Here is a 26,820-nt window from a genome sequence, read left to right on the forward strand (position 1 = left end):
CCCGGAATTGGACTGGACCACTCGGCCGGCGGCAGCCCCGTCGTGCCTGATGGAGTGGACTAGACCAACTCCCGGGATTTTACCCGCACTTGACCTTCCCTGAGGGGCTGCCGGCGCTCAGGCGTCGTCCTCCGGCAGCGGCCCCCGGTGCCGCTTGGGCAGCGGCCGGCTCGCCTCCCACGCCCGGCGCCAGGACCCGGCCTTCGCCGGGCCCGCCGGGCGGGCGACCGCCGCCTCCCGCGCGTCGCGCAGCGAGCCGTACCAGCCCAGCTCCTCCTCGTTCCACAGCCGGGCGACCGCGGTGCTGAGCCGGGCGTTGAAGTCCCAGGCGTTCTCGTCCGGTCCGGGCAGCAGCGGGTCGCCGAAGCGCACCGACACCCGCGGCCGGCCCGGCACCGGCCAGCCCCGGCCGCGCGGCATCGCCGCGTACGAGCCGCGCACCGCGACCGGGACCGCCGGGATGCCGTAACCGCAGCACAGATGCGCGCTGCCGGCCCGTACCCGGTTCATCCAGCCGTCCGCGGACCGGGTGCCCTCGGGGAAGAGCAGCAGATGCCAGCCGTCCGCCACCAGCTCCGGGGCCAGGCTCTTGAGTCGCCGGCCGCCGCGCCGCTCGACGGGGAAGCCGTTCAGGGCGAGCGCGGTGAGCGCGGCCCGCCAGGGGGTGTCGAAGAAGTAGTCCGCCGCCGCGCCGACCGCGATCCGGCGGGCGAACCGCGGCGGCAGGGCGCCCAGGATCAGCGGCGTGTCCAGGTGGCTCGCGTGGTTGGCGACGAAGACCACCGGGCCGCGCAGCCCGTCCAGCCGCTCGACCCCCTCCACCTGCGGCGCCACCACCGTCCACGTCGTGGGCTTGAGCAGGCCGCGCTGGAGCCCGTAGCGCACCGCGCCGGCGACCGGGGTGCGCGCCCACGCGGTGGGGAAGCGGCCGGGCTCGGCCGGCTCCTCCCACTGCTCGGCCGAGCGCGGCACCCGGGCCCGCCCGCGCAGGTCCCGCCCGTGCGCGAGCAGCCGCAGCCCGGCCCGCACGCCCTCGCCCCGGCGCCTCATCGGACGTCCGCCAGGGCCAGCGGCGGGCTGTGGTGGTAGGTGATCGACGGACTGGAGCCGACCGTCTCCCGCGCCATCTCCAGCGCGTCGCCCAGCGTGCTCGCGGTACGGAAGCCGAGCCTGGCCGCGGCGCCCCGGTCGGCGCCCACGAAGATCACGTCCCCGAGGTGCTGGAGGGCGTGCGCGCCCCAGTACCACATGTAGAGCGGATGGACACCGTGGTAGGCGTGGCTGGTCCGGTACAGATGCGTGTACCAGGGGTCGGTGGCGAACTGCTCCTCGTACTTCTCCTCGATCAGCGCCGGGTCCTTGGTGCGGGACAGCACCGACTCGTAGAAGTCGATGTAGCTGGGGTGGTGCACCGGATGGAATTCCGCGGGCATCGGGTGGTAGAAGATGCCGACCCCGCCCTGCCGCACGATCGGCTTGTTCCGGTAGAGGTTGAACAGATAGCCCAGGCCCAGCGACATCACCAGGACGGGGTTCATCACCGAGTTGACGTTGTAGGGGCAGATGAACGGCAGCCCCCACACCCCGATGTCGCTCTGCCCGTCCACCTCGGTCAGCTGCTGGCGGTGCACCGCGGCCAGCGTGTACGGGTGCACGTCCGCCGGCGCGCCCGCGTGCACGCCCGTGATGCCGTAAGGGGCGTAACTGCGCTGCCACATCTGCCGCCTGAGCTTGGCCGGCGCCATGCCGTTGAGCTTGCGGAAGGCCAGATACGACGCCTGGTCGGCCGCCGACCACTCCCACTCGCGCCGGTTCATGAAGCCGACCTGCGGCGGGTAGGAGTCGCCGTTGACCGTCGACTCGACCGTGAACACCCGTACGTTGTCGGCCAGTACGCCCGCCATCCGGTCGTAGGAGTGGTGCATCGCCGACTTCGGCGGGTCGTTGAAGGACCGCGAGTGCCGCAGCGTGTGCACGTTGTGGTGGTGCCGCAGGCTGCGGTACGACGCCAGGCCCACGGCCACGGACTTGCTGCCGCCGCTCATGCCGGTCAGGGTGATGTTGACGTAGACGATCAGGTCGCTCTCGGCGGCCCGCCGGTTGATCTCCACGACCTCGCCGTGCCGGGTCGTGCCCACCTCGGTGAGGTTGGCCCGGTCCTCGGCGTCGTGGTTCTTCAAGTGGCCGGGGAAGAAGGACCGGAACACCCGGTCGCCGACCGTGCGCCGCAGCTCGGCCGCCGTCATCCGGCGGTGCAGCGCGTTCGCGGCGAGCAGTTCCACGTCGTCCACGCCGGCCGCCGCCGCGTACTCCAGCACCTGCTCGATGACCAGTTGGCGCATGTCGGGGGTGCGCATCTGCGGCAGCGGCAGCGAGATGTCGTCGAAGACGACTGTCAGCCGCATCCCGGGGCGCAGCAGCGCCGGCAGCGGGTCGTCGCCGTGCGGGTGCAGCAGCGCGTGCCGGATCGCCGCCCGCACGTCCCGGATGCCCGGCAGCGAGTCCGGCGGATAGATCACCCGGGTGCCCAGCGGGAAGCGCTCAAGCCGCGCCCCCTCGCCCTCGTTGACCAGCAACGCCGGTGTGCGCTCGTCGACTTCGAGTACGAAGCCCGGTCTGCCCACGGTGGTGCTCCCCCTAGCTCGGGCTCTATCCCCGGTTCGGATCGAATGCGACTTTGACGCTGCCGAGCCGGCCCGCCGCGAGCGCGTGGCCGATCGCCTCGCGCCAGCGGGACAGCGGGTAGACGGCGTCCACGAAACCGGCCAGCGCCGCCACCCGGCCGGCCAGCCGCAGCGCCTCGGGGAAGTCCGGCCCGGGGACGTCCTGTCGGGCGTCCGCCCCGCCGGGCAGGCCCGCGGCCGAGGCGTACGTGCCGACCAGGTGCAGCTCCCTGAACCACACCGGCGCCAGGTCCACCGCGCCCGAGGGCATGCCGGACATCACCACCGTGCCGCCGGCCCGTACCGTCCGCAGCGCGGTGTCCAGGCCGGCCGCGCCACCCGTGCAGTCGAAGCCGACGTCCACCCCGCCGAGCAGGAAGTCCCCGCCCAGGTCCGGGTGTTCCAGGCTGCCGCCGGTGAGCATCCGCAGCGTCCGGGCGACATGGCGCGGCGCGAGCGTCTCGGTGGCGCCCAACGCCTCGGCGAGCGCCCGCTGGTGCGCATGTTTGGCCACCACGTAGACCGGGCCCGCCGCGGTGAACTCCCGCAGCGCCAGCACCGTCAGCAGCCCCACCGTGCCCGCGCCGACCACCAGCACCGACGCGCCCGGCGCGACCGCCGCCCGGCGCACCGCGTGCACCGCGCAGGCCAGCGGCTCCACCAGCACTGCCTGCCGGTCCGGCAACCCCTCCGGCACCACGTGCAGTTGGGAGACGTGCGCGAGCGCCGACCGGCTCCAGCCGCCACCGGTGTCCGCGCAGAAACCCGTCTGCAGCCCGGCCCGCAGCGCGCCCGCCGTGATGTGCCCGCAGCGGTTCTGCCGCCCCGCCCGGCATTCGGCGCACACCGGGGTGTCGCGGGCCGCGCACGGCAGCACCGGGTCGACCACGACCCTGCTGCCCGCCGGCAGCCCCGGCGCCTCCTCCAGCGTCTCCGCGACGATCTCGTGCCCCGGCACGAACGGCGTCGAGGCCAGCGCCGTCAGATACGGCGACGCGTGCCCGCCCAGCAGCGCCAGGTCCGAGCCGCAGATCCCGGACAGCAGCGGACGCAGCCGCACCATGCCCGGCGCCCCGGACCGCACCGCCGGCCGGTCCACCAGCCGCAGCGGCGACACAGAACCGGCCACCGCGCCCGCCAGCCGGCCGCCGCCCGCCCCGGCCGCGGCGAGCCCGCGCGCGGCCAGGTAGCGGGCCGGGGAGCGGTAGTACTCCAGCGCCTGGCTCACCGCACCGCCCCCGCCCGCCCCGCCGGCCGTACCGCCCGCGCCGGGCCGGACAGCGCCGTCAGCACCGCGTCGAGCCGCCCGCCGGTGTGCGCGCCCCACTCCTCGACGCGCCACGCCCGGCCCGCCGCGTGCCGGTGCAGCCGGTGGTCGGGGTTGACCGCGACCGGGTTGCCGACCAGGTCCAGCAGCGCCCGGTCGGAGAAGCTGTCGCCGTACGCGTAGCAGCGCCGCAGGTCGAGCCCGGCGGTCTCGGCGTACCGGCGGGCCCACGCCGCACGGGCCTCGCCGACGACCGGGGGCCGCTCCAGGCGGCCGGTCAGCAGCCCGTCGCGCACCTGGAGCCGGCTGGCGGCGATCTCGTCGAAGAGCGGGGCGAGCGGCTGCACGAACAGGTCCGCGGTGCCGGTGATCAGGACGGTGCGGTGGCCGGCCGCGCGGTGGGCGCGGATCCGGGCGACCGCCTCGGGGAACGAGCGGTGCAGCAGCGCGTCGCCGATCCGGTGCGCCACCGCCGCCCGCAACTCCGCCTCGCGGCAGCCCGCGTAGCGCCGCATGAAGGCCCGCACGAAGTCGCCCCGGTCGCGCCGCTCGGCCCCCACGTAGCCGGGCACCGCCCGGGCCAGCGACGCCAGTTCGCCGGCCCAGCCCGCGGGCGGCACCGAGATCAGCCGCGTCCACACGAAGACCTCGACGAGGTTGGAGGCCAGCACCGTGCCCTCCAGGTCGAACAGCGCGGCCACGTCCCGCCCTTCGGGCAGCGCGGCGTTCACGTCGGCGCCGCCGGCCGCGGCGCGGCTGCGGCGCGGCCCGGAGGTGCGGCGGCTCGCCGCGGTGACGGCCGGGCAGTAGACATCGGCCACGTAGTGCGGCCAGTCGATCTCCGCGACGTCGAAGCCGGCGGTGCCCGGCGGCCTGCCCCGGTGCAGGGCAATGGTGTTGGCGTCGCCGAAGACCGCCTCGACGCCGCCGTAGCCGCCGTAGAGGTCCAGCAGCCGGCGCAGCGCCCGCACCCGGCGGCTGTCGGTACGGGCCCGGTCGGCGCGCTCCCTGAGCCGGGCGCTCGCCGGCAGCAGCGGCAGCGCCCGCTCCACCAGCTCCGCCGCCCGCTCGCCCGCCCGCAGCGCCCGCTCCACCGGCGCCGCGCCGTTCAGCCGCCACGGCGGCACCTTGACGTGGCCGCGGCCGGCGTCGGGCAGCGGGTGCGCGGTGAAGTAGCGCTTCACATGGCGGTGCAGGTCGTCCTGCGTGAGCGGGTTGCGGGCGCCGGTGCCGACGTGGAAGTACGCAGGGCGGCCCGGCTCGGGCGGCGCCGCCGCGACCGCGAGCGCCGCGGACGTCACGACGTCCACCGGCACGATGTCCACGACCGAGTCGGCGTGCACCGGGAACTCCCGGATCTCACCGCGCCCGTAGGCCAGCGTGATCGGGTCCATCATCTTGTACGACTCGAACCAGCCCGGGTACGGCAGGTCCAGCGCAGCCTGCACGATCGTCGGCCGCAGCACCGAAACCCGCAGGTCATGGTCCTGCGCGTACTCCTCGGCGACGCGCTCGCCCAGCGCCTTGGTGAAGGTGTAGACGTCCGTCCAGCCCAGGCTCTGCCCGCGCAGCCGCCCCGCCGTCACCAGGTGCTCGTGCACCCAGTCGCGGCGGGCCCGCTCGGCCGCCGCCGCGACCGCCGACGTGCCCGCCTTGCCGTGCTCCGCGCGGGCCGCCGCCAGCAGCGGGCCCAGCACCCCGGGCGTGCGCGACCGCACCTCGGCCGCCTCACGGGCGGCCTGCGCGTGCCGCAACTCCCCGCGCCAGTCCACCGCGTGGTCCAAGGAGCGCTCGGCGACCACACCGCGGTGCAGCGCCGACACGTACGCGGTCGAGACATGCACGACGTGCGGGCTCGCGCCGGACGCCAGCACCGCCTCGTACAGCTCGCGGGCGCCCAGCACATTGATCCGGAACGCCTCGTCCACGGGCGGGTCGAACGACACGGTGGAGGCGCAGTGCAGCACCGCGGTGAGCGTGCCGGGCAGCGCGGGGACACCGCCGCTGCCGAGGTCGCCCTCCAGGGCGTCCACCCGCTCGGCGAGCGCGGCCCGCACCCCGGCGGCGCCGATGCGCTCGCGCAGGGTGCGGAAGACCGGCTTGCGGGCGAGCCCGGCCAGCCGGTCCGCCGCGGACGCGTCGCCGCGCCGCCGGACCAGCACGGTGATCCGGGCGTCGGGGTGGTCGACGATCAGCCGCTCCAGCATCGCCTGCCCGAGGAAGCCGGTCGCGCCGGTCAGCAGCACGTGCACGGCGGAACCTCCGTGGATGGTCCTGGAGTCGGGGCGGGGACGAGCGGGGGTCGGGGTGTGCGGAGGGGGTCCGGGGCGGGGGGTTTGGCCCTCGGGACGCGGCTCAGGTTAGGACACGGCCCGGGGGCGCACAACGCGTGCACGTGGCCCGGGAGTTGGGGTATACGCAGGTCAACGCGGCTGCGGGGCGGCGTTCATGGAGCCGGACCTGAACACCTCGACCGTCACCGCGCCGTCCGTGAAGCCGGCCGCGCGTACCGCCGCCACCAGCGCGGGGTGCGCCGCCGGGTCGGCGGCGACCCGGGGGCCGACCTCGACGCGCACCGCCTCGCCGAGGTCGCGCACCCGTACGTCGGCGCGGTCCGCGCCCGCGCCCAGCGCCGCGCGCACCAGCACCTCGGCGCGCTCAACCCGGGCCAGCCGGCCCGGCGTGATCTGCAGCCCGTAGGCGATCCGGCTCGACAGGCACGCCATCGCCGGCTTGTCCCATGTGGGCAGCCCCCACAGCCGGGCCACCGCCCGCACCGCGTCCTTGCCGAGCCCGGCGTCCGCCAGCGGGGTGAGCGCGCCGCGCCGGGCCGCGGCGGCGATGCCGGGGCGGAAGCGGTCGGTCACGTCGGTGGCGTTCGTGCCGGTCGCCACGTTCGCGAAGCCCAGCTGCCGGGCGAGGTCCACGGCCGCCTCCAGCAGGGTGCTCTTGCAGAAGAAGCACCGCTGCGGGCCGTTGTCGCGATAGCCCGCGACCTCCAACTCCCGGGTTTCCACGAGGTGGTGGACGACACCGAGGTCGGCGCACAATCGCCGCGCCGCCGCCAGTTCGGCGGCCGGCAGCGCCGGTGAGACCGCGGTCACCGCCGCCGCCCGGTCCGCGCCGAGCGCCCGTACGGCGGCGGCCACGACCACGCTGGAGTCGACGCCGCCGGAGAAGGCGACCAGAGTGGCGCCGTACCCCGCGGTCTCGGCGAGCAGCGCCCGCGCCGCGTCCGCCGCGGAAGCGAACTCCGCCACCACGTCCACCTCCTGGGTCAGCCGGTACGCACCCGGCGCCGGGGCCGGAACGAAGGGTTCGAACACCATGGAGCAGACGGCCGCGGGCCACAAGGCGGCACGTACGGGGGCGGGTTCGGGCGGCGAGGGGCCCGCGCGGGGCGGCAGGGAGCCGGCGGGCGCGGTTGCGGCCGGCGCCGGGGACGCACGGGAGGTCGACCTCGGGTACGCGCGGCTGGACGTCGGGCGGGCCGCCAGGACCGGCGACCCCGAGGTGGTCTACGGCGCCGGGAAGACGCCCGCGCAGACGGTGGGCGCGCTGCGGGCGCTGGCCCTCGCGCACCCCGGGCGCACGGTGCTGGCGACCCGCCTCGACGAGCAGACCCGGGCGCTGGTCCGCCGGGAGCTGCCCGGCGCCGAGGTCGACGACCTCGGCCGCACGGCGACGCTCGGGCCGCCGGGTCCGCGCCGGGGCCGGGTCGCGGTGGTGTGCGCGGGCACCGCGGACCTGCCGGTGCTGCGCGAATGCGCCACGACGGTACGGGCGTTCGGCGCGGAGGCCGAGGAGATCGTCGACGTCGGCGTCTCGGGCCTGCACCGGCTGCTGGCCCGCATGGACCGCATCGCCGCCTGCGACGTCGTCGTGGCGGTCGCCGGCATGGAGGCCGCGCTGCCCTCCGTCCTCGGCGGCCTGACCGGCCTGCCCCTGATCGCCGTCCCCACGAGCGTCGGCTACGGCTGGCACCTCGACGGCCTCACCGCCTGGCTCGCAACCCTCAACTCCTGCGCGGCGGGCGTCCTCTCGGTGAACGTCGACAACGGCTTCGGCGCGGGCGTGGCAGCGGCCCGCATCGCCCGCGGGGCCGAGCGCACGAGGGACACCGGGGACGTGGCGGATCGGGCACGCCCGGCGTGCGCCGCCGACCCGGCGGGCGGGGACGGGACGGCGCCCGCGTGGCAGCCGGCCGGCTCCGGCGCCGCGGCCGAGGACATGGCGAACGTGCCGGGGGCGGACACCGCGGATCGCATGCGCCCGGCTTGCGCCGCCGATCCGGCCGCCGGCGACGCGACCGCACCTGCGCCGCGGGCGGCAGCGCGAGGCGCGGCGAAGGAGGGGCGGGCGTGAGGACGTTGTGGGTCGACCCGGGCAACGGTGCCGCCGGGGACATGTTGTTGGCCGCGCTGCTCGACGCCGGGGCCGAACAGAAGGCCGTCGAGGGGGCGTTCGGCGCGCTGCCGGTCGAGGGGGTGCGGCTGGAGCGGCGGGAGGTCAGGCGGCACGGCTTCCGGGCCGCGCATGTCACCGTCGTCGCCGCGGAGTCGGCCGTGCGGCGGGGGCTCGGCGAGGTGCTGGACGTCGTCGCGCGGGCCCGACTGCCGGAGACCGTGGCCGAATTCGCCGCAGGCGTCTTCCGGCGGCTGGCCGCCGCCGAGGGGCGGGTGCACGGGATACCGGCGGAGCAGGTGCACTTCCACGAGGTCGGCGCGCTCGACGCGATCGCGGACGTCGTCGGCTGCGCCGTCGCCCTGCACAGCCTCGGCCTGCTCGGCGACGGGGCCCGGCGGATCGTCGGGCCCGTCGCGGTCGGCTCCGGGACCGTCACCGGCGCGCACGGCACGATCCCCGTGCCCGGGCCCGCCGTGCTCGGCCTGCTCACCGCCGCCGGCGCCCCGATCGCCGCCCACCCCGCCGCGATGGAGCTGTGCACCCCCACCGGCGCCGCCCTGCTGTGCGCGCTGGCCACCGGCTACGGCCCGCCGCCCGCGCTCACCCCGTCCGCCGTCGGCACCGGCGCCGGCACCGCCGACCCGCGCGGCCACCCCAACGTCCTGCGGGTCCTCCTCGGCGACGCCCCCGACGCACCCGCGCCCTGGACCAGCGCGCCGCTGCACCGCGTCGACACCACCGTCGACGACCTCGACCCGCGGATCTGGCCCGACCTGCTGGACGCGCTGCGCGCCGCGGGCGCCGCCGACGCCTGGTGCACCCCCGCGCTCACCCGCAAGGGCCGCCCCGGGCAGGTGCTCAGCGTGCTGGTCGACGCCGAACGCCTCGACCTGGTCTGCGCGGTGGTCTTCGAGCAGACCACGACGCTCGGCGTCCGCGTCTCACCGGTCGACCGCCGCTCGCTGCCCCGCGACCAGGTCGAGGTCGCGGTGGCCGGCGGCCATGTCCCGGTGAAACGCGGCTACTTGGCCGGGCGCCTGGTCACCGTCCAGCCCGAGTACGACGAGGCCGCCGCGCTGGCCCGGCGCGCAGGACTGCCGGTCGCCGCCGTCCTGGACCAGGCCCGCGCCCGCGCCGCGCAGCCCGGCCCCGCGACCTGAGCCGTACTCCGGGAACGGCCCGGCCCGCCGGTACGGCCAACTCCCGCCGCCCCGAGCGGAATCCGCCGCCGGGAGCCGTACAACCGCGGAGAATCCGATGTTGCACAGCCCCGCGCCGACCCCGCGCGCACACGACGTGTGCAACCCCGGTGACCGCGTGCCAGCCGGGCCCGGCCATGCCAGGGTGAGCGCGCAGCGGGACTTTCGCACAGCCATGCGGTGGCCATGACCGAAGGGTTCGACGTGTTCGAGACGGTACGTGACGCGGTGAAGACGGCTCTGCTGGAAATGGACTACGACATCAGCGAGTTGGCCGACGACATGGTGCTCGGCCCGGCCGGGCTGGACCTGGAGTCGCTCGCCGTCGCCGAACTCGCCGTCCACATCGAGGACGACTTCGGCGTGAAGTTCGCCGACGAGGAGCTGCCCGGCATGGCCGACCTCACCCTCGACGAGTTCTCCGCGCTGGTCGTCGAGCGGATGGGCGCGACGTCCGCCGCCGGGCTCGCGGACTGACACCGGACCACAGCGGAAAGGACGCGGCAGTGAACAGCGCAGCACCGCGGGCCACCGTGACCGGCATCGGCCTGGTCACCCCGCTGGGCACCGACGTGCCGGACTTCTTCGCGGCCCTGTGCGAGCCGCGCTCCGGCCTCGTCAGCCCCCCGCCGGACCATGTCGCGGCCGGCCTGGTCGACGCGGCCGGCATCGCCCCCGACCTGGACCCGGCGGCCCACGTCCCCCGGCACGACCGCAGCGTCGTCGACCGGTTCTCGCTCATGGCCGTCGCCGCGGCCGACGCGGCGCTCGCCGACGCGGGGCTGACCGTCGGGCAGGACGTGGACCCCTACCGGGTCGCCGTGATCGCCTCCACCGGCGCGGGCGGCATGATCACCTTCGAGCGGCAGGCCCGGCTGTCGGGCGAACGCGGCGCGCCGGGCGTCAGCTCGTACCTCTACTCGGCCTTCCTGCCCAACATGGCCACCGCGCGGATCGCCCTCAAGCACGGCATCCGCGGCTTCTCCTCCACCGTGACCACCGCCTGCGCGGCCAGCGCGCACGCCATCGCCGAAGCCTTCCGGCTGATCACGGCGGGCGACGCCGACGTCGTCGTCTGCGGCGGTACGGAGGCCACGCTCGGCGGCCTCACCGGCATCGCCGGCTTCCGCAACGCCCGTGCGCTGGCCACCGGTTGGGCCGACGACCCGACCGCCGCGAGCCGGCCCTTCGACTCCCGGCGCAACGGCTTCGTCCTCGGCGAGGGCGGCGGCATGCTCGTCGTCGAACGCGCCGACCTCGCCGACGCGCGCGGCGCCGCCGGATACGCCGACCTCACCGGCTGGGGCTCCACGACGGACGCCTTCCACCTCATCATGCCCAACCCGGACGGCTCCGGCGTCGCCGCGTGCATGCGCGGCGCGATCGAGAAGGCCGGGCTCGGCCTCGCCGACGTCGGCTACGTCAACGCGCACGGCACCGGCACGAAGATCGGCGACATGGCCGAAGCCGCCGCCATCCAGCAGGTGTTCGGCCCCGACCAGCCCGCCGTCAGCTCCACCAAGGGCGTCACCGGCCATCTGCTGGGCGGCGCCGGCGCGGTGGAGGCCGCGGCCACCGTCCTCGCCGTCGCGGACGGCGTCCTGCCGCCGACCCGCAACCTGGACGACCCCGACCCCAAGTGCGACCTCGACCATGTGCGCGGCGGCGGCCGGCCCGCCCGGCTGACCGCCGCGCTCTCGACGTCCTCCGCGTTCGGCGGCCACAACGTCTCCCTGGTCTTCCAGCCGCCCAGCACCCGGCGCACCCGCAACAGCGGGGCGGTCCATGCCCGTTGAGGGCACGGGGGCGGTGCCCGCGAGCGCGGTCATGGCCGGCGAGCGGACGCTGCTCGTGGAGTGCGCCGCACGCTGGCTGGAGCGCGGCCACCGGCTGAGCGCCCTGGTCTCGCCGGAGCCCGCGCTGCGGGAATGGGCGCGGGAGCGGGGCGTCCCGGCGGTCGAACGGCTCGACGGGCTCCCGGCCGTGCTCGGCGGTGAGCCCTTCGACTACTTCTTCGGCATCACCTACCTGCGGATCGTGCCGCGCGCGCTGCTGGACCTGCCGCGCCGGCTCGCGGTCAACTTCCACGACGCGCTGCTGCCCCGCAACGCCGGGATGTACGCGACGAGCTGGGCGCTGCTGGACGCTCCGGCCGAGCACGGGGTGACCTGGCACGTCATGACCGAGGGCGCCGACGAGGGCGACATCCTGCTCCGGCGCGAGGTCGCCGTCGGGCCCGACGACACCGCGTACGACCTCAACACCGCGTGCTTCCAGGCCGGCATGGACTCCTTCGGCGAGCTCGCCGACCTGCTCACCGCCGGCCGGGCCGTGCCCGTACCGCAGGACCTGCGGCAGCGCACGTACCACGCCCGCGCCGACGTGCTGCCGGCCGGCGGGCTGCTGCGCTGGGAGCGGCCCGGGCGCGAACTGCACGCGCTGGTACGGGCGACGCTGCTCGGCCGCGGCGACAACGCCTTCGGCACCGCGAAGATCGCGCTGCCGGCGGGCTGGGCGGTGCCGGCCGGCAGCCGGCTGCTCCCCACCCGCTCCGGCCGCCCGCCGGGCACGGTCCTCGCCGCCGACGCGTCGGGCCTGACGGTGGCGACCGGGGACCAGGATCTTTTCCTCGGCCCATTGCGCAGCCCTGAGGGCACGCCGCTTTCCGCGGAAGCCCTCGGGCTCGGCCCCGGGGCCCGGCTTCCGCTCCCGACCGCCGCGGACACCGCCGCCCTGACCGCCCGGCTGCGCGCCACCCGCCGCCACGAGGCCCGCTGGGTACGCCGGTTGGCGTCGGTGCGGCCCCTCGACCTGCCGTACTGCGGGGTCGCGGGGCCGGTGGCCGGGGCCGGCGGTCGCGCCGAGGGCGGGGCCGGGGTCGTCGCGTACGACGTGGCCGTGCCGTCCGGGCTCGTGGCCGGGGCCGGCGTCGAGCCGCAGCTGGCCGCGCTGGCGGGTGTGCTGCTGTACCTCGGCAGGGTCGCCGGGGTCACCGGGGAGGCAGCGGGTGATGTCGGGCTGCGGGCGGCGGCGGACCCGGGGCCGTACTTCGCGGAGACCGTGCCCCTGCGGGTGCCGGAGGCGGCGGACGGGACGGGCTTCGCCGCGTACTGCGGGCAGCTCGCGGCGGCCGTCGCGGAGGTCGAGGCATGGGGCGGGACGTACCCGCGCGACCTCGGCGTGCGTCACGCGGCGCTCACGGGCGCGCCCGGGCTGCCGGTCGTCGTGGGGGCCGAGGGCGCGGGCGGGGCTGTACCCGGGGCCGCCGTGCAGGTCATCGCCGCGCCCGGCGGGGAGCGCTGCCGGCTGCTGCTCGCCGCCGACCGGGTCGAGCCCGGCGCCGCCGACGCGCTGCGGACCGACCTCGCCGCCTTCCTCACCGCGCTGGCCGGCGCGCCCGGCGACGTCGCGGCGGTCCCGCTGCTGTCGGGGCCGCGCCGCGCGCAGGTGCTGGAGGAGTGGAACGCCACCGACACCGCCGCGCGGCCCGACGCCCGGGTCTGCGACCTGTTCGCCGCGCAGGCGGCCTCCCGCCCGGACGCGGTCGCCGTCGTCGCCGACGACGGGACGCTGACGTACGCCGAACTCGCCGCCCGCGCCCGCCGGGTGGCCGCCGCCCTGAGCGGTGCGGGCATCGGCCCCGGCGACCTGGTCGGGGTCCACCTCGGGCGCGGCGCCGACCTCGTGGCCGCGCTCCTCGGCGTCATGCACACGGGCGCCGCGTACGTCCCCCTCGACCCGCTCTACCCCGCCGACCGCATCCGCGCGATGGCCGAGGACGCGGGCCTGCGCCTGCTCCTGACCGGCGGCGGCCTGCCCCTCCCGCCCGAGCTCGCCGCGACCGGCATCGCGCGCCTGGACGTGACGGACCCGGCCCTCCCGCCGGGGGAGGCCGGGGCGCCGGCGCCCGCAGCCACGCCCCCGCAGGCGGCGGACGCCGGTCCCGGCGCCGCCGGCCCGGGCGCCCAACTCCCGCATCGCGCCGGCGATCTCGCGTATGTCATCTACACCTCCGGCTCCACCGGCCGCCCCAAGGGCGTGCGGATCGGGCATCGGGCGCTGACGAACTTCCTGCTCTCCATGGCCGCGGAACCGGGCTGCCGGCCCGGGGAGCGGCTGCTCGCGGTCACCACCGTGTGCTTCGACATCGCCGGGCTCGAACTGTTCCTGCCGCTGGTCACCGGCGGCTGCGTGGAGCTGGTGCCGGCCGAAGCGGCGCGGGACGGCTTCGCGTTGTGCGAACGGCTGCGCCGCTCGCGCCCCGCGCTCATGCAGGCGACGCCGGCGACATGGCGGCTGCTGACCGCCGCGGGCTGGGAGGGCGACGGCAACTTGCGGGCGCTGTGCGGCGGGGAGCCGCTGCCCGCCGACCTCGCGAACGAACTCCTCGACCGCACCGGCGAGTTGTGGAATCTCTACGGGCCGACCGAGACCACCGTCTGGTCGACCGCCGCCCGCGTCCGGCCGGGCGACCGGATCACCCTCGGCCGTCCCCTCGCCAACACCCGCTGCTATGTGCTGGATCGCGCCGGGCGGCCACTGCCGCCGTACGTCCCCGGCGAGTTGTGCATCGGCGGCGCGGGCGTCGCCGAAGGCTACCTGGGCCGACCGGAGTTGACCGCCGAGAAGTTCGTCCCCGACCCCTTCACCGGCACCGGCCGGCTCTACCGCACCGGCGACCTCGTCCGCCGGCTCGGCGACGGCCGGCTGGACTGCCTCGGGCGGATCGACGACCAGGTGAAGATCGACGGCTTCCGTATCGAACCCGGCGAGATCGAGGCGGCGCTGCTGCGGCACCCGGGCGTACGGCGGGCCGTCGTGGCCGCCCGCGCGGACGCCGCCGGCACCCGGCGGCTCGTCGCGTACGTCGTCCCGGCGGGACAAGTGGCGCCCGGCGCCGAGGAGTTGCGCCGCCACCTCGCGCGCGACCTGCCCGGCTACATGGTGCCCGCCCGCTACGTCCCGCTCCCGGAGATCCCGCTCACCCGCAACGGCAAGGTCGACCGCAAGGCGCTGCCCGACCCGCCGCGCACCACCGCGACCGCGCTCCCGCCGGCCGCCCGGCCCCGTACCGCCCCCGAGGCGGCGGTCGCGCGGGTGTGGCGGGCCGTGCTCGGGCGCGACGACATCGGCCTGGACGACAACTTCTTCGACGCGGGCGGCACGTCGCTGCTGCTCACGCAGGCGGTGACCCGGCTGAATGCGGAGCTGGGCGTACGGCTGAGGTCCGTCGACATGTTCCGCAATCCGACGGTACGCACGATGGCCGGGTGCCTGGCGGCGCCGGCCGCCCCGCCCGCCGCCGCGGACGAGCCCGCCCGCCGTATCGACCGCTCCCTGATCCGGCGCCGCAAGCGCCGCGCCTGACACGTACGGGGGGCGGGAGGGCGGCCCGGGGGTGGAGCCGCCCTCCCGCCGGGGGAGTAGCGCGGTGACGTCCGCAACCGCGCTACGGGTCCGGGGGCCCGACATCGGCCGCAGGGGAGAGGCAGGGGGCTATTCGGGGAGGAAGCCGGACTCGCGCAGCTCCTCGAACAGGTTCTCCACGAAGGAGTCGATCGTCGGGTAGTCGATGAAGCCGGTCGCCGGCACCTCGTGGCCCAGCTCGTCGCCCAGCTTGGCGGTGAGCTCGATGAGCATCAAGGACTCCGCGTTGAGGTCGAACAGCTCTGCCGCCGGGTCGGGCAGCCCGTCCTGCGTGGGCTGCGGGCCCAGCGCCCGGCCGATCTCGTCCCGCAGGTACTCGGTGACCAGCGCGGCCTGGACGACCGCGGGCCGCCCGGCCAGCTGCTCGCGCAGCGACCCGCCGCGGGCCGCGGGCGCGGCCGTACGGGAGGCGGCGGCGCCGTCGTACCAGTAGCGCTCGCGCTGGAAGGGATACGTCGGCAGCGCCGTCCGCACGAAGGGCCGGGTGGCGTGGAAGGCCTCCCAGTCGACGACCAGCCCGGCGAGCCAGGCCCGCCCCAGCGCCGCGAGCACGGCGGGCAGGCCGGGCGGGTGGCCCGGGTCGGGCGTCAGGTCGAGCGGCGCCCAGGCGGTGCCGTGCAGCGCCGCGGCGATCGCCTCGGCCCGGGCGGCGGCGTCACCGGCCGGGTCCGCACCCGGCGCGGGCGCACCCGGCGCGGGCGTGTCCGGCGCGGGCGTGTCCGGCGCGGCGGGCGGCAGCCCCTCGGGCCCCGACCAGCCCGCCGCGCCGGCCGACCACAGCGGCAGCCCGGGCGCCGGGGCGGCGGGCCAGGTGGCGTGCGGGTCGAGCATCACCGCGGGCGGCACCGTTCCGGCCAGGCAGCCCGCCGCGCGCCAGCCGGCCGGGCCCGCGGCGACCAGGGCGGCGGGCTGGACGCCCCAGGTCCGCAGCAGCCGGGCGGTGGCGTATTCGGCCAGCGCCGCGGCGGGCGCGTCACCGGCGGTGAGGGCGGCACGGGCGTCGCTGCCGGCCTCCGCGCGGGCCAGGCACGTGTCGACGGCGTCGCGGAAGGCGGCGGACTGCTCGTAGAGGGCCACCGCGTGCGCGCCCTTGTCCGGCGAGGTGCCGGTGCACACGAAGGCCGCCGCCGCGGCCTCCGCGGTGACCTCCGCGGCCGGCACCCGCTCCCGGCCGCCCACTGCGAGCGCCATCGCGGCGTCCCGCACGCCGGTCGCCACGACGAACCGCCGGTGCGGATGGATCCGCCGCCCGAGCGCCAGCGTCCCGGCGACGTCGCCCAGCGGCGTCCCGGCGTTCCGGCGCAGATGCCGCGCCAGCTCCGCGACCGCCCGATCCGCGGCCTCCTCCGTCGCCGCCGACACGACCAGCAACGCCGGCTCCTCGCGACCCACCGCGGCCGTACCCTCAGCAGCGGACGTGCCGCCCGCCGCGGGGACGTCGCCCACCGCAGCCGTACCGCCCACCGCCGTGGCAGCGGCCCCCGGCCCGTCGCCGGGTGCGGCCCCCACGCCCGCCCGCCGCACGGGCGGTGGCTCCTCCAGCACCACATGCGCGTTCGTCCCGCCGATGCCGAACGCGCTCACGCCCGCCCGGCGCGGTCCCGCGTCCGGCGGCGCCGGCCAGTCGCACAGCTCGGTGTTGACCCGGAACGGCCCCTCGTCGAAAGGGATCTCCGGGTTCGGCGCCTCGAAGTCCAGCGTGGGGACGAGCTTGGCGTGCGAGAGCATCAGCGCGGTCTTGATCAGGCCCGCCATGCCCGCCGCCGTGTCGAGGTGGCCGACGTTCGACTTGACCGAGCCCAGCGCGACCGAGTGGCCGGGCGAGGCGGACGCGAACGCCTCGTTGAGCGCGGCCACTTCGATCGGGTCGCCGAGCACCGTGCCGGTGCCGTGCGCCTCGACGTAGCCGATCGTGTCGGGCGGGCACTGCGCCACATGCAGCGCGTCGGCGATCACCGCGGCCTGGCCGCGCACGCTGGGCGCGGTGTAACTCGCCTTGAGCGAGCCGTCGTTGTTGATCGCCGTGCCGCGGATCACCGCGTGGATGCGGCTGCCGTCGGCCAGCGCGTCGGTGAGCCGCTTGAGCAGCACCACGCCCACCCCGCTGCCGATGACCGTGCCCTCCGCCTTGGAGTCGAAGGGCCGGCAGTGGCCGTCGGGGGAGAAGATCATGCCGGGCTGGTGGAGGTAGCCCTGGTCCTGGGGGAAGCGGATGTGCGCGCTGCCGGCGAGCGCCGCGTCGCACTCGTCGCCGAGCAGCGCCAGGCACGCCATGTGCAGCGCGACCAGCGACGTCGAGCACGCGGTGCCGACGTTGACGCTGGGCCCGCGCAGGCCGAGCTTGTAGGACACCCGGGTGGCCAGGAAGTCCTTGTCCGCCGCGAGCATCAGCCGGTACCGCTCGACCTCGGAGGCCTCACGGTAGCGCTCGGCGAGCAGGTGCAGCGCGTACGCGTTGAGGCCGACACCCGCGTAGACGCCGATCGGGCCGGCGAAGCGGTCGGGGTCGCAGCCGGCGTCCTCCAGCGCGGTCAGCGCGCATTCGAGGAAGATCCGCTGCTGCGGGTCGAGGATCTCGGCCTCCTCGCGCGGGATGCGGAACAGCCCGGCGTCGAACCGGTCGATGTCCGGCAGCACTTGGCCGGCCTTCACGTACCGCGGGTCGGCGAGGTCGCGGGAGCTCACGCCCGCGGCGCGCAGCTCGGCGTCCGTGAAGTAGGTGGTGGTCCGGATGCCGTCGCACAGGTTGCGCCAGAAGGCCCCGGTGTCCTCCGCCCCGGGGAAGCGGCAGGCCATGCCGACGATGGCCACGTCGGCGTCACGGACGTCGTCTGTAAGGTCCACGCTGCGTCCTTCGTCCTCGGGTGACGGGTCTGACGGTCTGGCGGTGCGGCGGCGGTGCGGCGGCGCTGTGGTGGCGGTGCGGCGGCGCCGCGTACCCGGCGCGCTCAGGGCAGCCGGATGCCCACGTCCGCGGCCACCTTCGGCATGTCGACGAAGCTCTCGGCCACGAAGCGCGCCGCGTCCTCGTCCGCGTCGAGGTCGCGGAAGATCCCGGTGACCTCGCGCAGCTGCTCGGCGCGGTCGCCCTCGCCCGCGGCGATCTGCAGCGTCACCTTGTGCAGCCGCTCCTCGATCTCGGCGATGTTCATCACCTGCGGGAATTTGATGCTGAAGGTCGAGCGTCCGCCCGCGGCGCCGTTCCTGTGTACCGCCCGCAGATGGCTCGCCGCGTTGAGCTTGTAGAACATGCAGTTCCAGTGCTTGAACGCGTAGTAGTTCAGCAGCGGGAAGAGCGTGCAGTGCGTCTCCAGCGGCGAGGACTCGTACAGCCCCTTGGCCTTGAGCTCGGCGATGATCCGGTCCGGGTCGTAGGTGTGCCGCATCGCGATGAACGGGAAGACGATACGCGGCAGTTCGTCGTCCTCGGCGAAGAGCAGCTCCTCCAGTTCGCCGCGGAAGACCTCGTCGGTGAGCCGGTCGCCGAAGCGCTGGTAGAAGCCGCGGACGATTTCCCGGACGTTGGACTCCATGGTGAGGATCTGTTGCGGGTCCGCGCACATCGCGATGTAGCGGATGTTGTTGCGGTGCGCGTGCAGGACGGCCCGCAGCACGAAGAAGGTGCGGCAGGAGGCGCACGGCAGCTTCTCGTCGAGGTAGGTGCCGGGCCTGGCCGGCGCGGGGGCGTTGAACACCTCCCGCATCACCCTCTTGATGTTCTCGTCGTCGGCGTCGAGGACGAAGTCGGCGGCGATGCGTTCCCGGGCGAGCCGGATGTTGTCGGCCGCGTGGGCGCTCTCGAAGGGGACGTCGAAGGTGTAGGCGAGCACCCTTTTGCCGTATTCGTTGACGAATTTGTCCAGCATGTAGGTGCTGTCCTTGCCGCCGCTGTACATGAACAGGCAGTCGTAGCGCGAGTCGGGATCCTGCGGCGCGCGCTGGAATTCGTCGAATACGGCGCTGGTGTACCGGAAGTTCACCAGCAGGTCGCCGGCGATATCGAGCCGGCACAGATTGCACAGGCCCTCGGTGTCCACGCTGATCCCGGGGTGTTCGCCGCTCAGCGAGCAGATTCTGCAGTTCGTCACGATCGCTCCTGGTGGGCGACGGGAAGGCGGGACACGCGCCGGATGCCGTCAGGCGCTGCCCAGACTAACCACGGCCGGCGGACCGCCCCGGGCGGTTCAACTGCGGAGGCGGCGCAGTCAAACGCCCGGCCGAATTCGCCCTTCCGGGGCGGGCGCCGGGGGGCCGAAGGGGCGGCGGCGAATGAGGGTTGCGGTGAGCAACCCCTGTTGGGTATTCTCCCCCGAGAGTTGCGACTTACAACTGCGGGGAGTCGTCATGTTATCCACCTGGGGCCGGTTACTCGTGCGGTTCCGCTGGGCGGTGATCGCCGCCAGCGTGGTGGTCGTCCTCATCGGCGGCGCCTGGGGCGGCGGGGTGTTCGACACCCTCAAGTCCGGTGGATTCGACGACCCGCACAGCGAGTCGGGGCGGGCCTCGGCCAGGATCGCCGCCGACCTCGGGGCCCGCGACGTCGACGTGGTCGTGCTCTACACCGCCCGCACCGGCACCGTCGACGACCCGGCCGCGACCGGCGCTCTGCGCACCGCAGCCGCCACCCTGCGGCACCGCCCCGAGGTCGCCAACGTCACCACCTACACCGAGACCGGACTGCCCTCGCTGCGCTCCCGCGACGGGCACTCCACCGGCGTGCTGATCACGCTGCGGTCGCTCGACGACGACGTCAAGAACAAGCAGTACAAGGCCATCGAGGCCGATCTCGACGTACCCGGCATGACCAAGCAGGTCGGCGGGGTCGTCCCGCTCGCCGTCGTCACCGACGACATGGCCAAGAAGGACATCAGCAAGGGCGAGATGATCGCCTTCCCGCTGCTGCTGGTGCTGCTCGTCATCGTCTTCAGCGGGGTCGTCGCCGCCGGGATGCCGCTGCTCGTCGGGGTGCTGGCGATCCTCGGGGCGCTCACCGCGACCCGCGTCATCGCCGAGTTCACCGACGTCTCCACCTTCGCCGCCAACACCATCACGCTGCTCGGCCTCGGCCTCGCCGTCGACTACTCGCTGCTGATCGTCAGCCGCTACCGCAAGGAACTCCAGACCCACGAACCGGCCGAGGCCGTCGTCCGCACCCTGGCGACCGCCGGCCGCACCGTCCTGGTCTCCGGCCTGACGGTGGTGCTGGCGCTGTCCAGCCTGCTGATCTTCCCGCTGGTCTTCCTGCGCTCCATCGGCTTCGGCGGCATGTCCGCCGTCTTCGTCGCGATGATCAGCTCGCTGACCGTCCTGCCCGCGCTGCTCGCGGTGCTCGGCCGGCGCATCAACTCCTGGCGCGTGCCGCTGCCCGGCCGGCGGCGCCGCGAGGCCGCCGCGGCGGCCGGGGGCGGCGGCAGCTGGGAGCGCATCGCGCACACCGTGATGCGCCGCCCCGTCGCGTACGCCGTCGGTGTCCTGGTGATCCTCGCGCTGTTCGCCACGCCCTTCATGAAGGTGCACTTCGCCGGCAGCGACGAGCGCGTCCTGCCCAAGAACACCGAGGCGCGCATCGTCTCGCAGCGCCTGGCGGCCGAGTTCCCCGGCGGCTCCGAGGCACCCATCGAGATCTACGTCGGCCACGCGGACGCGGCCCAACTCCAGCAGCTGGTACGCGACATCGGCACCGTCACCGGGGTCACCGACGTCAAGGTGGCCGCGCAGCGCGGCACTTCGGCGATGCTCGACGTCGGCTACCGCGGCGAGCGCACCGGCGACATCGCCTACGACGCCGTCCGCGGCATCCGGGCGCTGCACGAACCCCCGGGCGTGCAGGTGCTGGTGGGCGGCCGGCCGGCGATGGACGTGGACCGGCTCGCCACCCTCGGCGACGGGCTGCCGTGGATGCTCGGCATCATGGCGGCGGCCACCTTCGTGCTGCTCTTCCTCGCCTTCGGCTCGGTGGTGCTGCCGCTGGTCGCCGTGGTGATGAACCTCGTGTCGATCGCCGCGTCGTTCGGCGTCATCATCTGGATCTTCCAGATGGGCCACCTGTCCGGCGCCTTCGACTTCACCGCGACCGGCTTCCTGGAACCCACCGTCCCGGTGCTCATCCTCGCGACCCTCTACGGGCTCGCGACCGACTACGAGCTCTTCCTCGTCTCCGCCGTCCGCGAGGCATGGCCCACCGGCGCCGCCGCCCGCACCCGGGACGCGGCCGGCCACGCCATCGCCGGCGGCCTGCAGAAGACCGGGCGCATCATCACCGCCGCGGCCCTGCTGCTCGGCGTCGTGGACGCCGGCTTCTCCACCAGCGGCATCGTCTTCACCAAGATGATCGGCATCGGCATGGTGATCGCGCTGATCGTCGACGCCACGCTGGTCCGGGTCGTCCTCATGCCCGCGGTGCTGCGGCTGCTCGGCCCCGCCGCCTGGTGGGCGCCGGGCCCGCTGGCCCGGCTGCGCGGCCGGGCCGACCCCGGCGCGCGCGACCCGGGGCCCGCGGGGCCCGGGGAACCCGAGGAGCGGGTGAAGGAACCCGACCTCGTGTGACCCGCAGACCGACGGCGGCTGGCCCCTTCCCCCGGGGGGCCGGCTGCTGTCCCTTGTATTTCCCGGCCGTTCACGGGGGCGGACACGGGCGACGGAGCCCGGCCGACGTCAGGAGATCACGCCACGTTCCGATGTCCTGGAGACGTCCAGGACAAAAGGGGTTGGGAACATGTTGGATCTGGTCCGGCACACGGACGGGGAGCATGTCGGACTCGTCGTCGGGCGCAAGGAGACCGCGCCCGGGATCTCGGTGGACACCTGTCCGATCCGGTTGGTGGAACTGGCGGACCTCGTCCTGCTCGGCTCACCGCGCTCGGCGGGCGAGGACCCGGTGCACACCCGGGCGCTCGCCGAGATCGACGACCTGCCGCCCATCCTGGTGCACCAGGCGACGATGCAGGTCATCGACGGCATGCACCGGGTACGGGCGGCCCAGCTCAACGGGCGCACCGTCATCAGGGCCCGGATGGTCGACTGCGACTCGGCCACCGCGTTCGTCCTCGCGGTACGGGCCAACGTCACGCACGGCCTGCCGCTGCCGCCCCAGGACCGCAGGGCCGCGGCGCAGTTCATCATCGCGCTGCACCCGCAGTGGTCGGACCGGGCGGTCGCCGCCGCCACCGGGCTGTCCGACAAGACCGTCTCGGCGCTGCGCACCACCCCCGCGTGCGACGCCCCGCAGCCCCGCGAGCGGGTCGGCAGGGACGGCAGGGTCCGGCCGCTCAACAGCGCCGACCGGCGCCGCCAGGCGGCCGTGATGATCGCCGAGCGGCCCGACGCCGGGCTGCGGGAGATCGCCCGTGCCACCGGCCTGTCGCCGGCCACCGTACGGGACGTACGGCTGCGCACCGGGCGCGGCGAGGATCCCGTACCGGCGAAATACCGCGAGGCGGCGGCCACGGAGCTGGTGCCCAGGCCCGCGCCCTCGCCCGCACCGGCCGGCGGGGCGCCCGCCGCCCGGCGCACCGCGCCCGCCGCGCGGGTGGACGGCAGGTCGCTGCTGGCCAAGCTGATGAGCGACCCCTCGCTGCGGTTCAGCGACGCCGGGCGGGTGGCGCTGCGCTGGCTGCACCACCACACGGTGGACCTGGACGGCTGTCGCGACGTCGGCGGCACCATCCCCGACCACTGGTCGGCGCCGGTCGCCGAGCTGGCGCGGCAGTGCGCGATGGCCTGGCTCACGCTCGCCGACGAGCTGGAGGAGCGGCGCTGACGCCCTCCCGGCGAGTGGTCAACTGCCGGGCGGCCCGGCCGCGTTGACACCCGCGAAGGGGTCGGGAACGATCCCGCGGGGCCGTCCCCGGGGCAGTGCCCGCACACGCGCGGGCCCGGGAGCGTACCGAGCGCGTACCGAGAACGCAGCGAGAACGCAGCGAGAACGCAGCGGGCGCGCAACCCACCACGTACCACGAGGAAGAGCAGGAAGGGAGCCCCATGGCCGTCGCCCCGGAACAGCCGGACCGCCGCACGGAGCCGATGGGCAGGACGGCCCTGGCGGCCTCCCTGGAACAGGCCCACGAGCAGGCGCACGCGCACGACGCGGAGCCGGCGCCGCAGGCCGCGCCGCCCGGGCCGCCCGCCGACCCGGTGGCCGTCGCCATGGAACTGCTCTCCCCGCAGGGCAGGATCGACCCCTACCCGCTGTACGCGACGGCCCACCGCATCGGCCCGGTCGCCGGCATCGGCGGCGGCTGGTTCGTCGTCGCCGGCTACGACGCGGTCAACCAGGTCCTCCGCAGCACCGGTTACGGCGTGACCGGCGCGCAGATCAGCCAGGAGCGGCGCGACGAGCACGCCGCGCTCGCACTGCTCGCCCCCTCGATCCTGGAGAGCGACCCGCCCCGGCACACCGCGATGCGCTCGCTCATCGGCTCGGTCTTCACCCCGCGCCGGATCGCCGCGCTGGAGCCGATGATCCGCGCGGCGGTCGACGAACTCCTCGACGGGCTCGCGGAGTCGGGCGCGGACGGCCAACCCGTCGACTTCATGGCGGAGTTCGCCTTCCGGCTGCCGGTCACCGTGATCTGCGAGATGCTCGGCGTGCCCGTCACCGACCGGCAGCGCTTCCGCCGGCTCGCCGCCGGCCTCACCACCGCGCTGGAATTCATGACCGACCACAGCCAGTTGGCGCCCGCGGACGCCGCGGCCGTCGAACTCGCCGCCTTCTTCGGCGACTTGATCGCCGAGCGGCGCGACGACAGCGGCGACGCCCCGTCCGACCGGTCCGACCTGGTGGGCGCGCTGACCGCCGCGCGCGACGCGGACGACGGCCGGCTGTCGGAGGCCGAACTGCTCGCCAACCTCACGCTGCTGCTGGTCGCCGGCTTCGAGACGACGACCGATCTCCTCGGCAACGGGCTCCAGTTGCTCTTCGACCACCCCGAGGCCGCCCGGCGGCTGCGCGCGGCCGGCGGCGGCCAGGACGACGTCGCCGCGTTCGTCGACGAGGTGCTGCGCTGCGAGTCGCCGGTGCAGGTCACCTCGCGGGTGGCGCTCGCCGAGGGCCTGGAACTGGCGGGCGTGCCGATCCCCGCCGGCTCGCGGCTGATCCTGCTGATCGGCGCGGCCAACCGCGACCCGGCCCGCTTCCCCGACCCCGACCGCTTCGACCCGGCGCGGCCCGCGAACAAGCCGCTCAGCTTCGGCGTCGGCGCGCACGTCTGCCTCGGCAACGGCCTCGCCCGCCTTGAGGCCGCGGTCGCCTTCCCCCGCCTGCTCGCCCGCTTCCCCCGGCTCGCCCCGGCCGGCACCGCCCCGACCCGCCGCGACCGCGTCGTCCTGCGCGGCTACGAGACCCTTCCGGTACGCCTCACGGCCCCGCCTGCCTGACGCCCGCGCCGGCCTGCCATGATGCACCTTCTGCCGGCGGCGGCGGACGGGCGAGGGGGCAGGACATGGGTGGGGAGCAGGGCAGACCGGGCGCGGAGCCGTTCGCGTGGCAGCGGACGTGGCAGCCGTATCCGGCCAGGCTCGCGCGGTCCGGCGGGAGCAGGCTGATGCTCGCGCTGTGGCTCGGGGTGCTCGGCGGCGGGATCGTCGTCGCGGCGGTCGGGTTCGCCTACGCCGTGCGCTTCACCGCCCGCTACGAGCAGGTCCGCGCGACGGGCGTGACGATGCGGCCGACCTACCCCGACGGGGCCACCGTCATGATCCGCCGCACCGGCGGCTCCGCGGTACGCGACGGCGACGTCGTCCTCTTCGCCGACGCGGGCTGGGCCCAGGAGCCCGGCACCACCCATCTGCTGCGCGCCGTCGCCCGGGGCGGCGACCGCCTGGAACTCCGCGCCGACGGGGCGGTGGTGGTCAACGGCGAGCGGCTGCGCGAGCCGTACCTGCTCGCCCCGCCGCTGCCCCGCGACCGCACCTCGCAGCTCACCGTGCCCGAGGGCCGGCTGTACGTGCTGGGCGACAACCGCAACGACTCCCTGGACTCGCGCTACCGCCCCGGCGACACCGGCGACGGCACGATCGCCGCGTCCACCGTCAAGGGCGTCGCCGTCGACCCGGCGGCCGTCCCGCCACGCCACCGCGCCCCGCTGCCCATCGGCCTGGCGCTGACCCTCGCCGGCGGCGCCGGGCTGACGACCAACGCGGTACGGGCCAAGCGCCACCGCGCCCGCCTCACCGCGCAGGCCGCGGCAGCGGGTGCGGGTGCGGCTGCCGGTGTGGATGCGGGCACGGGTGCGGGTGCGCCCGGACCGTACGGGCCCGGCTCGCGCTGACGCGGCGGGTCCGCCGCGGAAGGTGCTGCGGGTCCGCCGCCCCCCGCGTCTCACAAATCGCCGGGCTACGTCGTCGGAGACGGTGAGCGGATGTCGCGGGGCTGTGGACCGGCCCCGCGGGGTTCCGCCACCGCGGGGCCGGGTGCCCGCGGACCGCCGGAGGGGGGCGGTCCGCGGAACCGCACCCGGCCCCGGACGCGAACAGGAGCCCGCCCGGCCGCCGTTCAGCCCGCAGCCGCCGCCGCGGACCGGTAGGGGCGGAAGAACTCGCGCAGCTCCGCCGCGTACAGCTCCGGCTCCTCGAACGCCGCGAAGTGCCCGCCGCGCGCCGGCTCGGTGACCCGTACGGTGTGCGCCGTGCGCTCCAGCCACGCGCGCGGCGGGCGGACGATGTCGCCGGGGAAGAGCGCGAAGCCGGACGGCACCTCGACCCGCCGGGCCAACTGCTCCGGCGCGATCGCGGCGTTGGCGTGGTACATCCGCATCGACGAGCCGATCGTCTGCGTCAGCCAGTAGAGGGTGACGTTGGTGAGGATCTCGTCCTTGGTGTAGGCGCGCTCCACGTCCCCGCCGCAGTCGCTCCAGGCCCGCAGCTTCTCCACGATCCACGCGGCGAGCCCGGCCGGCGAGTCGTTGAGCGCGGCGGCTGCGGTCTGCGGCTTCGTCCGGTGCATCGCCGCGTACGCGCCCTCGCTCGCGCCCCACGCCGCCGCGCCGGCGATCCAGTCGCGCTCCTCGGCCGTCAGGTCCGCGAGGTCGCCGGGGGCGTACGGCACGCCGGCGTCGGTGCGGTGCACGGCGGCGACCCGGTCGGGGAAGTCCAGGGCCAGGTAGCGGCTGACGTGGCTGCCGATGTCGCCGCCCGCCGCGCCGAACCGCCGGTAGCCGAGCAGGTCCATCAGCTCGGCCCACAGCCCCGCCACCTGGACAGAGTCCAGCGGGTCGCCGGACGGGCGGTCGGAGTAGCCGAAGCCGGGCATGTCGGGGACGACGACATCGAAGGCGTCGTCCGGGTCGGCGCCGTGCGCGCCGGGGTCGGTCAGCAGCGGGACCACCTTGGCGTACCGCCAGAAGGAGTCGGGCCAGCCGTGGCTGAGCACCAGCGGCAGCGCCCCGCCGGCGGGCGATCCGGCGGCCCGCGCATGCACGAAATGCACCCGGTGGCGGCCCGCGCCGAGCACGGCCCGGAAGTGCGGCAGCCGGGCGAGCGCGGCCTCCTGCGCGCCCCAGTCGAACTCCTCGGCCCAGTAGTCGACGAGTGCGCGCAGATACCCCAGGTCGGTGCCGAGCGACCACCCGGCGTCCGCGGGGGAGTCGGGCCAGCGGGTCGCCCGCAGCCGGCTCCGCAGGTCCGCGAGCGCGCCGGGGTCGGTGGTGAGGGCGAACGGCTCAGGCTGCTGCGGGGCGGCGGTCATGATCACAGATTACGTCGCGGGTCCGGCCCCGGCCGGAAGGCACCGCCGTCCGGCCCGGCGCGGAAGGCGCCGCTCCGGTGCGTTCCGGTTGTGAAGGTTTGTCCCCCGGGGGTGAGTGGAGCAAGACCGAAGTCGTCGGTACACGACGCAGCCGCCTAGGGTCACCGCAGCCCG

The 26,820-nt window shown here is 75.6% G+C and carries 17 protein-coding genes; 9 read left to right on the top strand and 8 right to left on the bottom strand.

Annotated elements, in window-relative coordinates; translation table 11 throughout:
• Positions 1–117 precede the first annotated feature (117 nt).
• The 5 genes from HCN08_RS11055 to larE all read right to left on the bottom strand — a co-directional run bounded on the left by HCN08_RS11055 (position 118) and on the right by larE (position 7,259).
• Positions 118–1,050: a lysophospholipid acyltransferase family protein gene (locus HCN08_RS11055; RefSeq protein ID WP_167982798.1), complete on the bottom strand. Its 933-nt coding sequence runs from the start codon at positions 1,048–1,050 to the stop codon at positions 118–120.
• Positions 1,047–2,624, bottom strand: coding sequence for a lactate racemase domain-containing protein (locus tag HCN08_RS11060; RefSeq protein ID WP_167982799.1), 1,578 nt, complete (start codon positions 2,622–2,624; stop codon positions 1,047–1,049). The genes HCN08_RS11055 and HCN08_RS11060 overlap by 4 nt, the downstream gene beginning before the upstream one ends.
• 25 nt (positions 2,625–2,649) lie before the next feature.
• Complete coding sequence (locus HCN08_RS11065; protein ID WP_167982800.1) at positions 2,650–3,891, bottom strand: zinc-dependent alcohol dehydrogenase; 1,242 nt, start codon at positions 3,889–3,891, stop codon at positions 2,650–2,652.
• A complete protein-coding gene (locus HCN08_RS11070) occupies positions 3,888–6,182 on the bottom strand; it encodes an HAD-IB family hydrolase (protein WP_167982801.1) in 2,295 nt (764 codons plus the stop codon). Before HCN08_RS11070 ends, HCN08_RS11065 begins: the two co-directional genes overlap by 4 nt.
• A 171-nt stretch (positions 6,183–6,353) precedes the next feature.
• The gene (larE, locus tag HCN08_RS11075) at positions 6,354–7,259 is read right to left on the bottom strand and encodes an ATP-dependent sacrificial sulfur transferase LarE (RefSeq protein WP_167982802.1); all 906 of its coding nucleotides are present in this window, start codon (positions 7,257–7,259) and stop codon (positions 6,354–6,356) included.
• On the opposite strand from larE, the gene larB reads away from it, so the two are divergent.
• The 5 genes from larB (at position 7,258) to HCN08_RS11100 (ending at position 14,903) form a co-directional block, all read left to right on the top strand.
• Positions 7,258–8,295 carry a nickel pincer cofactor biosynthesis protein LarB gene (gene larB / locus HCN08_RS11080; RefSeq protein ID WP_167982803.1) on the top strand — a complete coding sequence of 346 codons (1,038 nt, stop codon included), beginning with the start codon at positions 7,258–7,260 and terminating at the stop codon, positions 8,293–8,295. The two genes, larE and larB, sit on opposite strands and share 2 nt — an antisense overlap.
• Positions 8,292–9,497, top strand: a complete 1,206-nt coding sequence (gene larC, locus HCN08_RS11085) for a nickel pincer cofactor biosynthesis protein LarC (RefSeq protein ID WP_322974375.1) — start codon at positions 8,292–8,294, stop codon at positions 9,495–9,497. Before larB ends, larC begins: the two co-directional genes overlap by 4 nt.
• Positions 9,498–9,722: 225 nt before the next feature.
• On the top strand, positions 9,723–10,013 hold the full coding sequence (locus tag HCN08_RS11090) for a phosphopantetheine-binding protein (RefSeq protein WP_167982804.1): 291 nt from the start codon (positions 9,723–9,725) through the stop codon (positions 10,011–10,013).
• 29 nt (positions 10,014–10,042) lie between these two features.
• Entirely contained in the window at positions 10,043–11,332 is a 1,290-nt protein-coding gene (locus HCN08_RS11095) for a beta-ketoacyl-[acyl-carrier-protein] synthase family protein (protein WP_167982805.1), read from the top strand.
• On the top strand, positions 11,322–14,903 hold the full coding sequence (locus tag HCN08_RS11100; protein WP_167982806.1) for an amino acid adenylation domain-containing protein: 3,582 nt from the start codon (positions 11,322–11,324) through the stop codon (positions 14,901–14,903). Before HCN08_RS11095 ends, HCN08_RS11100 begins: the two co-directional genes overlap by 11 nt.
• Positions 14,904–15,032: 129 nt before the next feature.
• Here the strand turns inward: HCN08_RS11100 and HCN08_RS11105 are convergent, their stop codons facing one another.
• Together HCN08_RS11105 and HCN08_RS11110 are read right to left on the bottom strand one after the other, a co-directional pair.
• Complete coding sequence (locus tag HCN08_RS11105; RefSeq protein ID WP_167982807.1) at positions 15,033–17,807, bottom strand: type I polyketide synthase; 2,775 nt, start codon at positions 17,805–17,807, stop codon at positions 15,033–15,035.
• 104 nt (positions 17,808–17,911) lie between these two features.
• The gene (locus tag HCN08_RS11110) at positions 17,912–19,051 is read right to left on the bottom strand and encodes an adenine nucleotide alpha hydrolase family protein (protein WP_167982808.1); all 1,140 of its coding nucleotides are present in this window, start codon (positions 19,049–19,051) and stop codon (positions 17,912–17,914) included.
• 256 nt (positions 19,052–19,307) lie between these two features.
• Between HCN08_RS11110 and HCN08_RS11115 the strand changes: the two genes are divergently transcribed.
• From HCN08_RS11115 to lepB, 4 genes are all read left to right on the top strand, one after another.
• The gene (locus HCN08_RS11115; RefSeq protein ID WP_167982809.1) at positions 19,308–21,509 is read left to right on the top strand and encodes an MMPL family transporter; all 2,202 of its coding nucleotides are present in this window, start codon (positions 19,308–19,310) and stop codon (positions 21,507–21,509) included.
• A 169-nt stretch (positions 21,510–21,678) separates the two neighbouring features.
• Complete coding sequence (locus tag HCN08_RS11120; RefSeq protein ID WP_167982810.1) at positions 21,679–22,722, top strand: ParB/RepB/Spo0J family partition protein; 1,044 nt, start codon at positions 21,679–21,681, stop codon at positions 22,720–22,722.
• A 221-nt stretch (positions 22,723–22,943) separates the two neighbouring features.
• Entirely contained in the window at positions 22,944–24,338 is a 1,395-nt protein-coding gene (locus HCN08_RS11125) for a cytochrome P450 (RefSeq protein ID WP_240969978.1), read from the top strand.
• Between the two features lie 65 nt (positions 24,339–24,403).
• Complete coding sequence (gene lepB, locus HCN08_RS11130) at positions 24,404–25,231, top strand: signal peptidase I (protein WP_167982811.1); 828 nt, start codon at positions 24,404–24,406, stop codon at positions 25,229–25,231.
• Between the two features lie 224 nt (positions 25,232–25,455).
• On the opposite strand, the gene HCN08_RS11135 is transcribed toward lepB, so the two are convergent.
• Positions 25,456–26,646 (bottom strand): epoxide hydrolase family protein, encoded by a 1,191-nt coding sequence (locus HCN08_RS11135; protein ID WP_167982812.1) that lies wholly within the window; start codon positions 26,644–26,646, stop codon positions 25,456–25,458.
• Positions 26,647–26,820 lie beyond the last annotated feature (174 nt).

This window comes from Actinacidiphila epipremni, from assembly GCF_012034175.1.
Classification (GTDB): Bacteria; Actinomycetota; Actinomycetes; order Streptomycetales; family Streptomycetaceae; genus Actinacidiphila; species Actinacidiphila epipremni.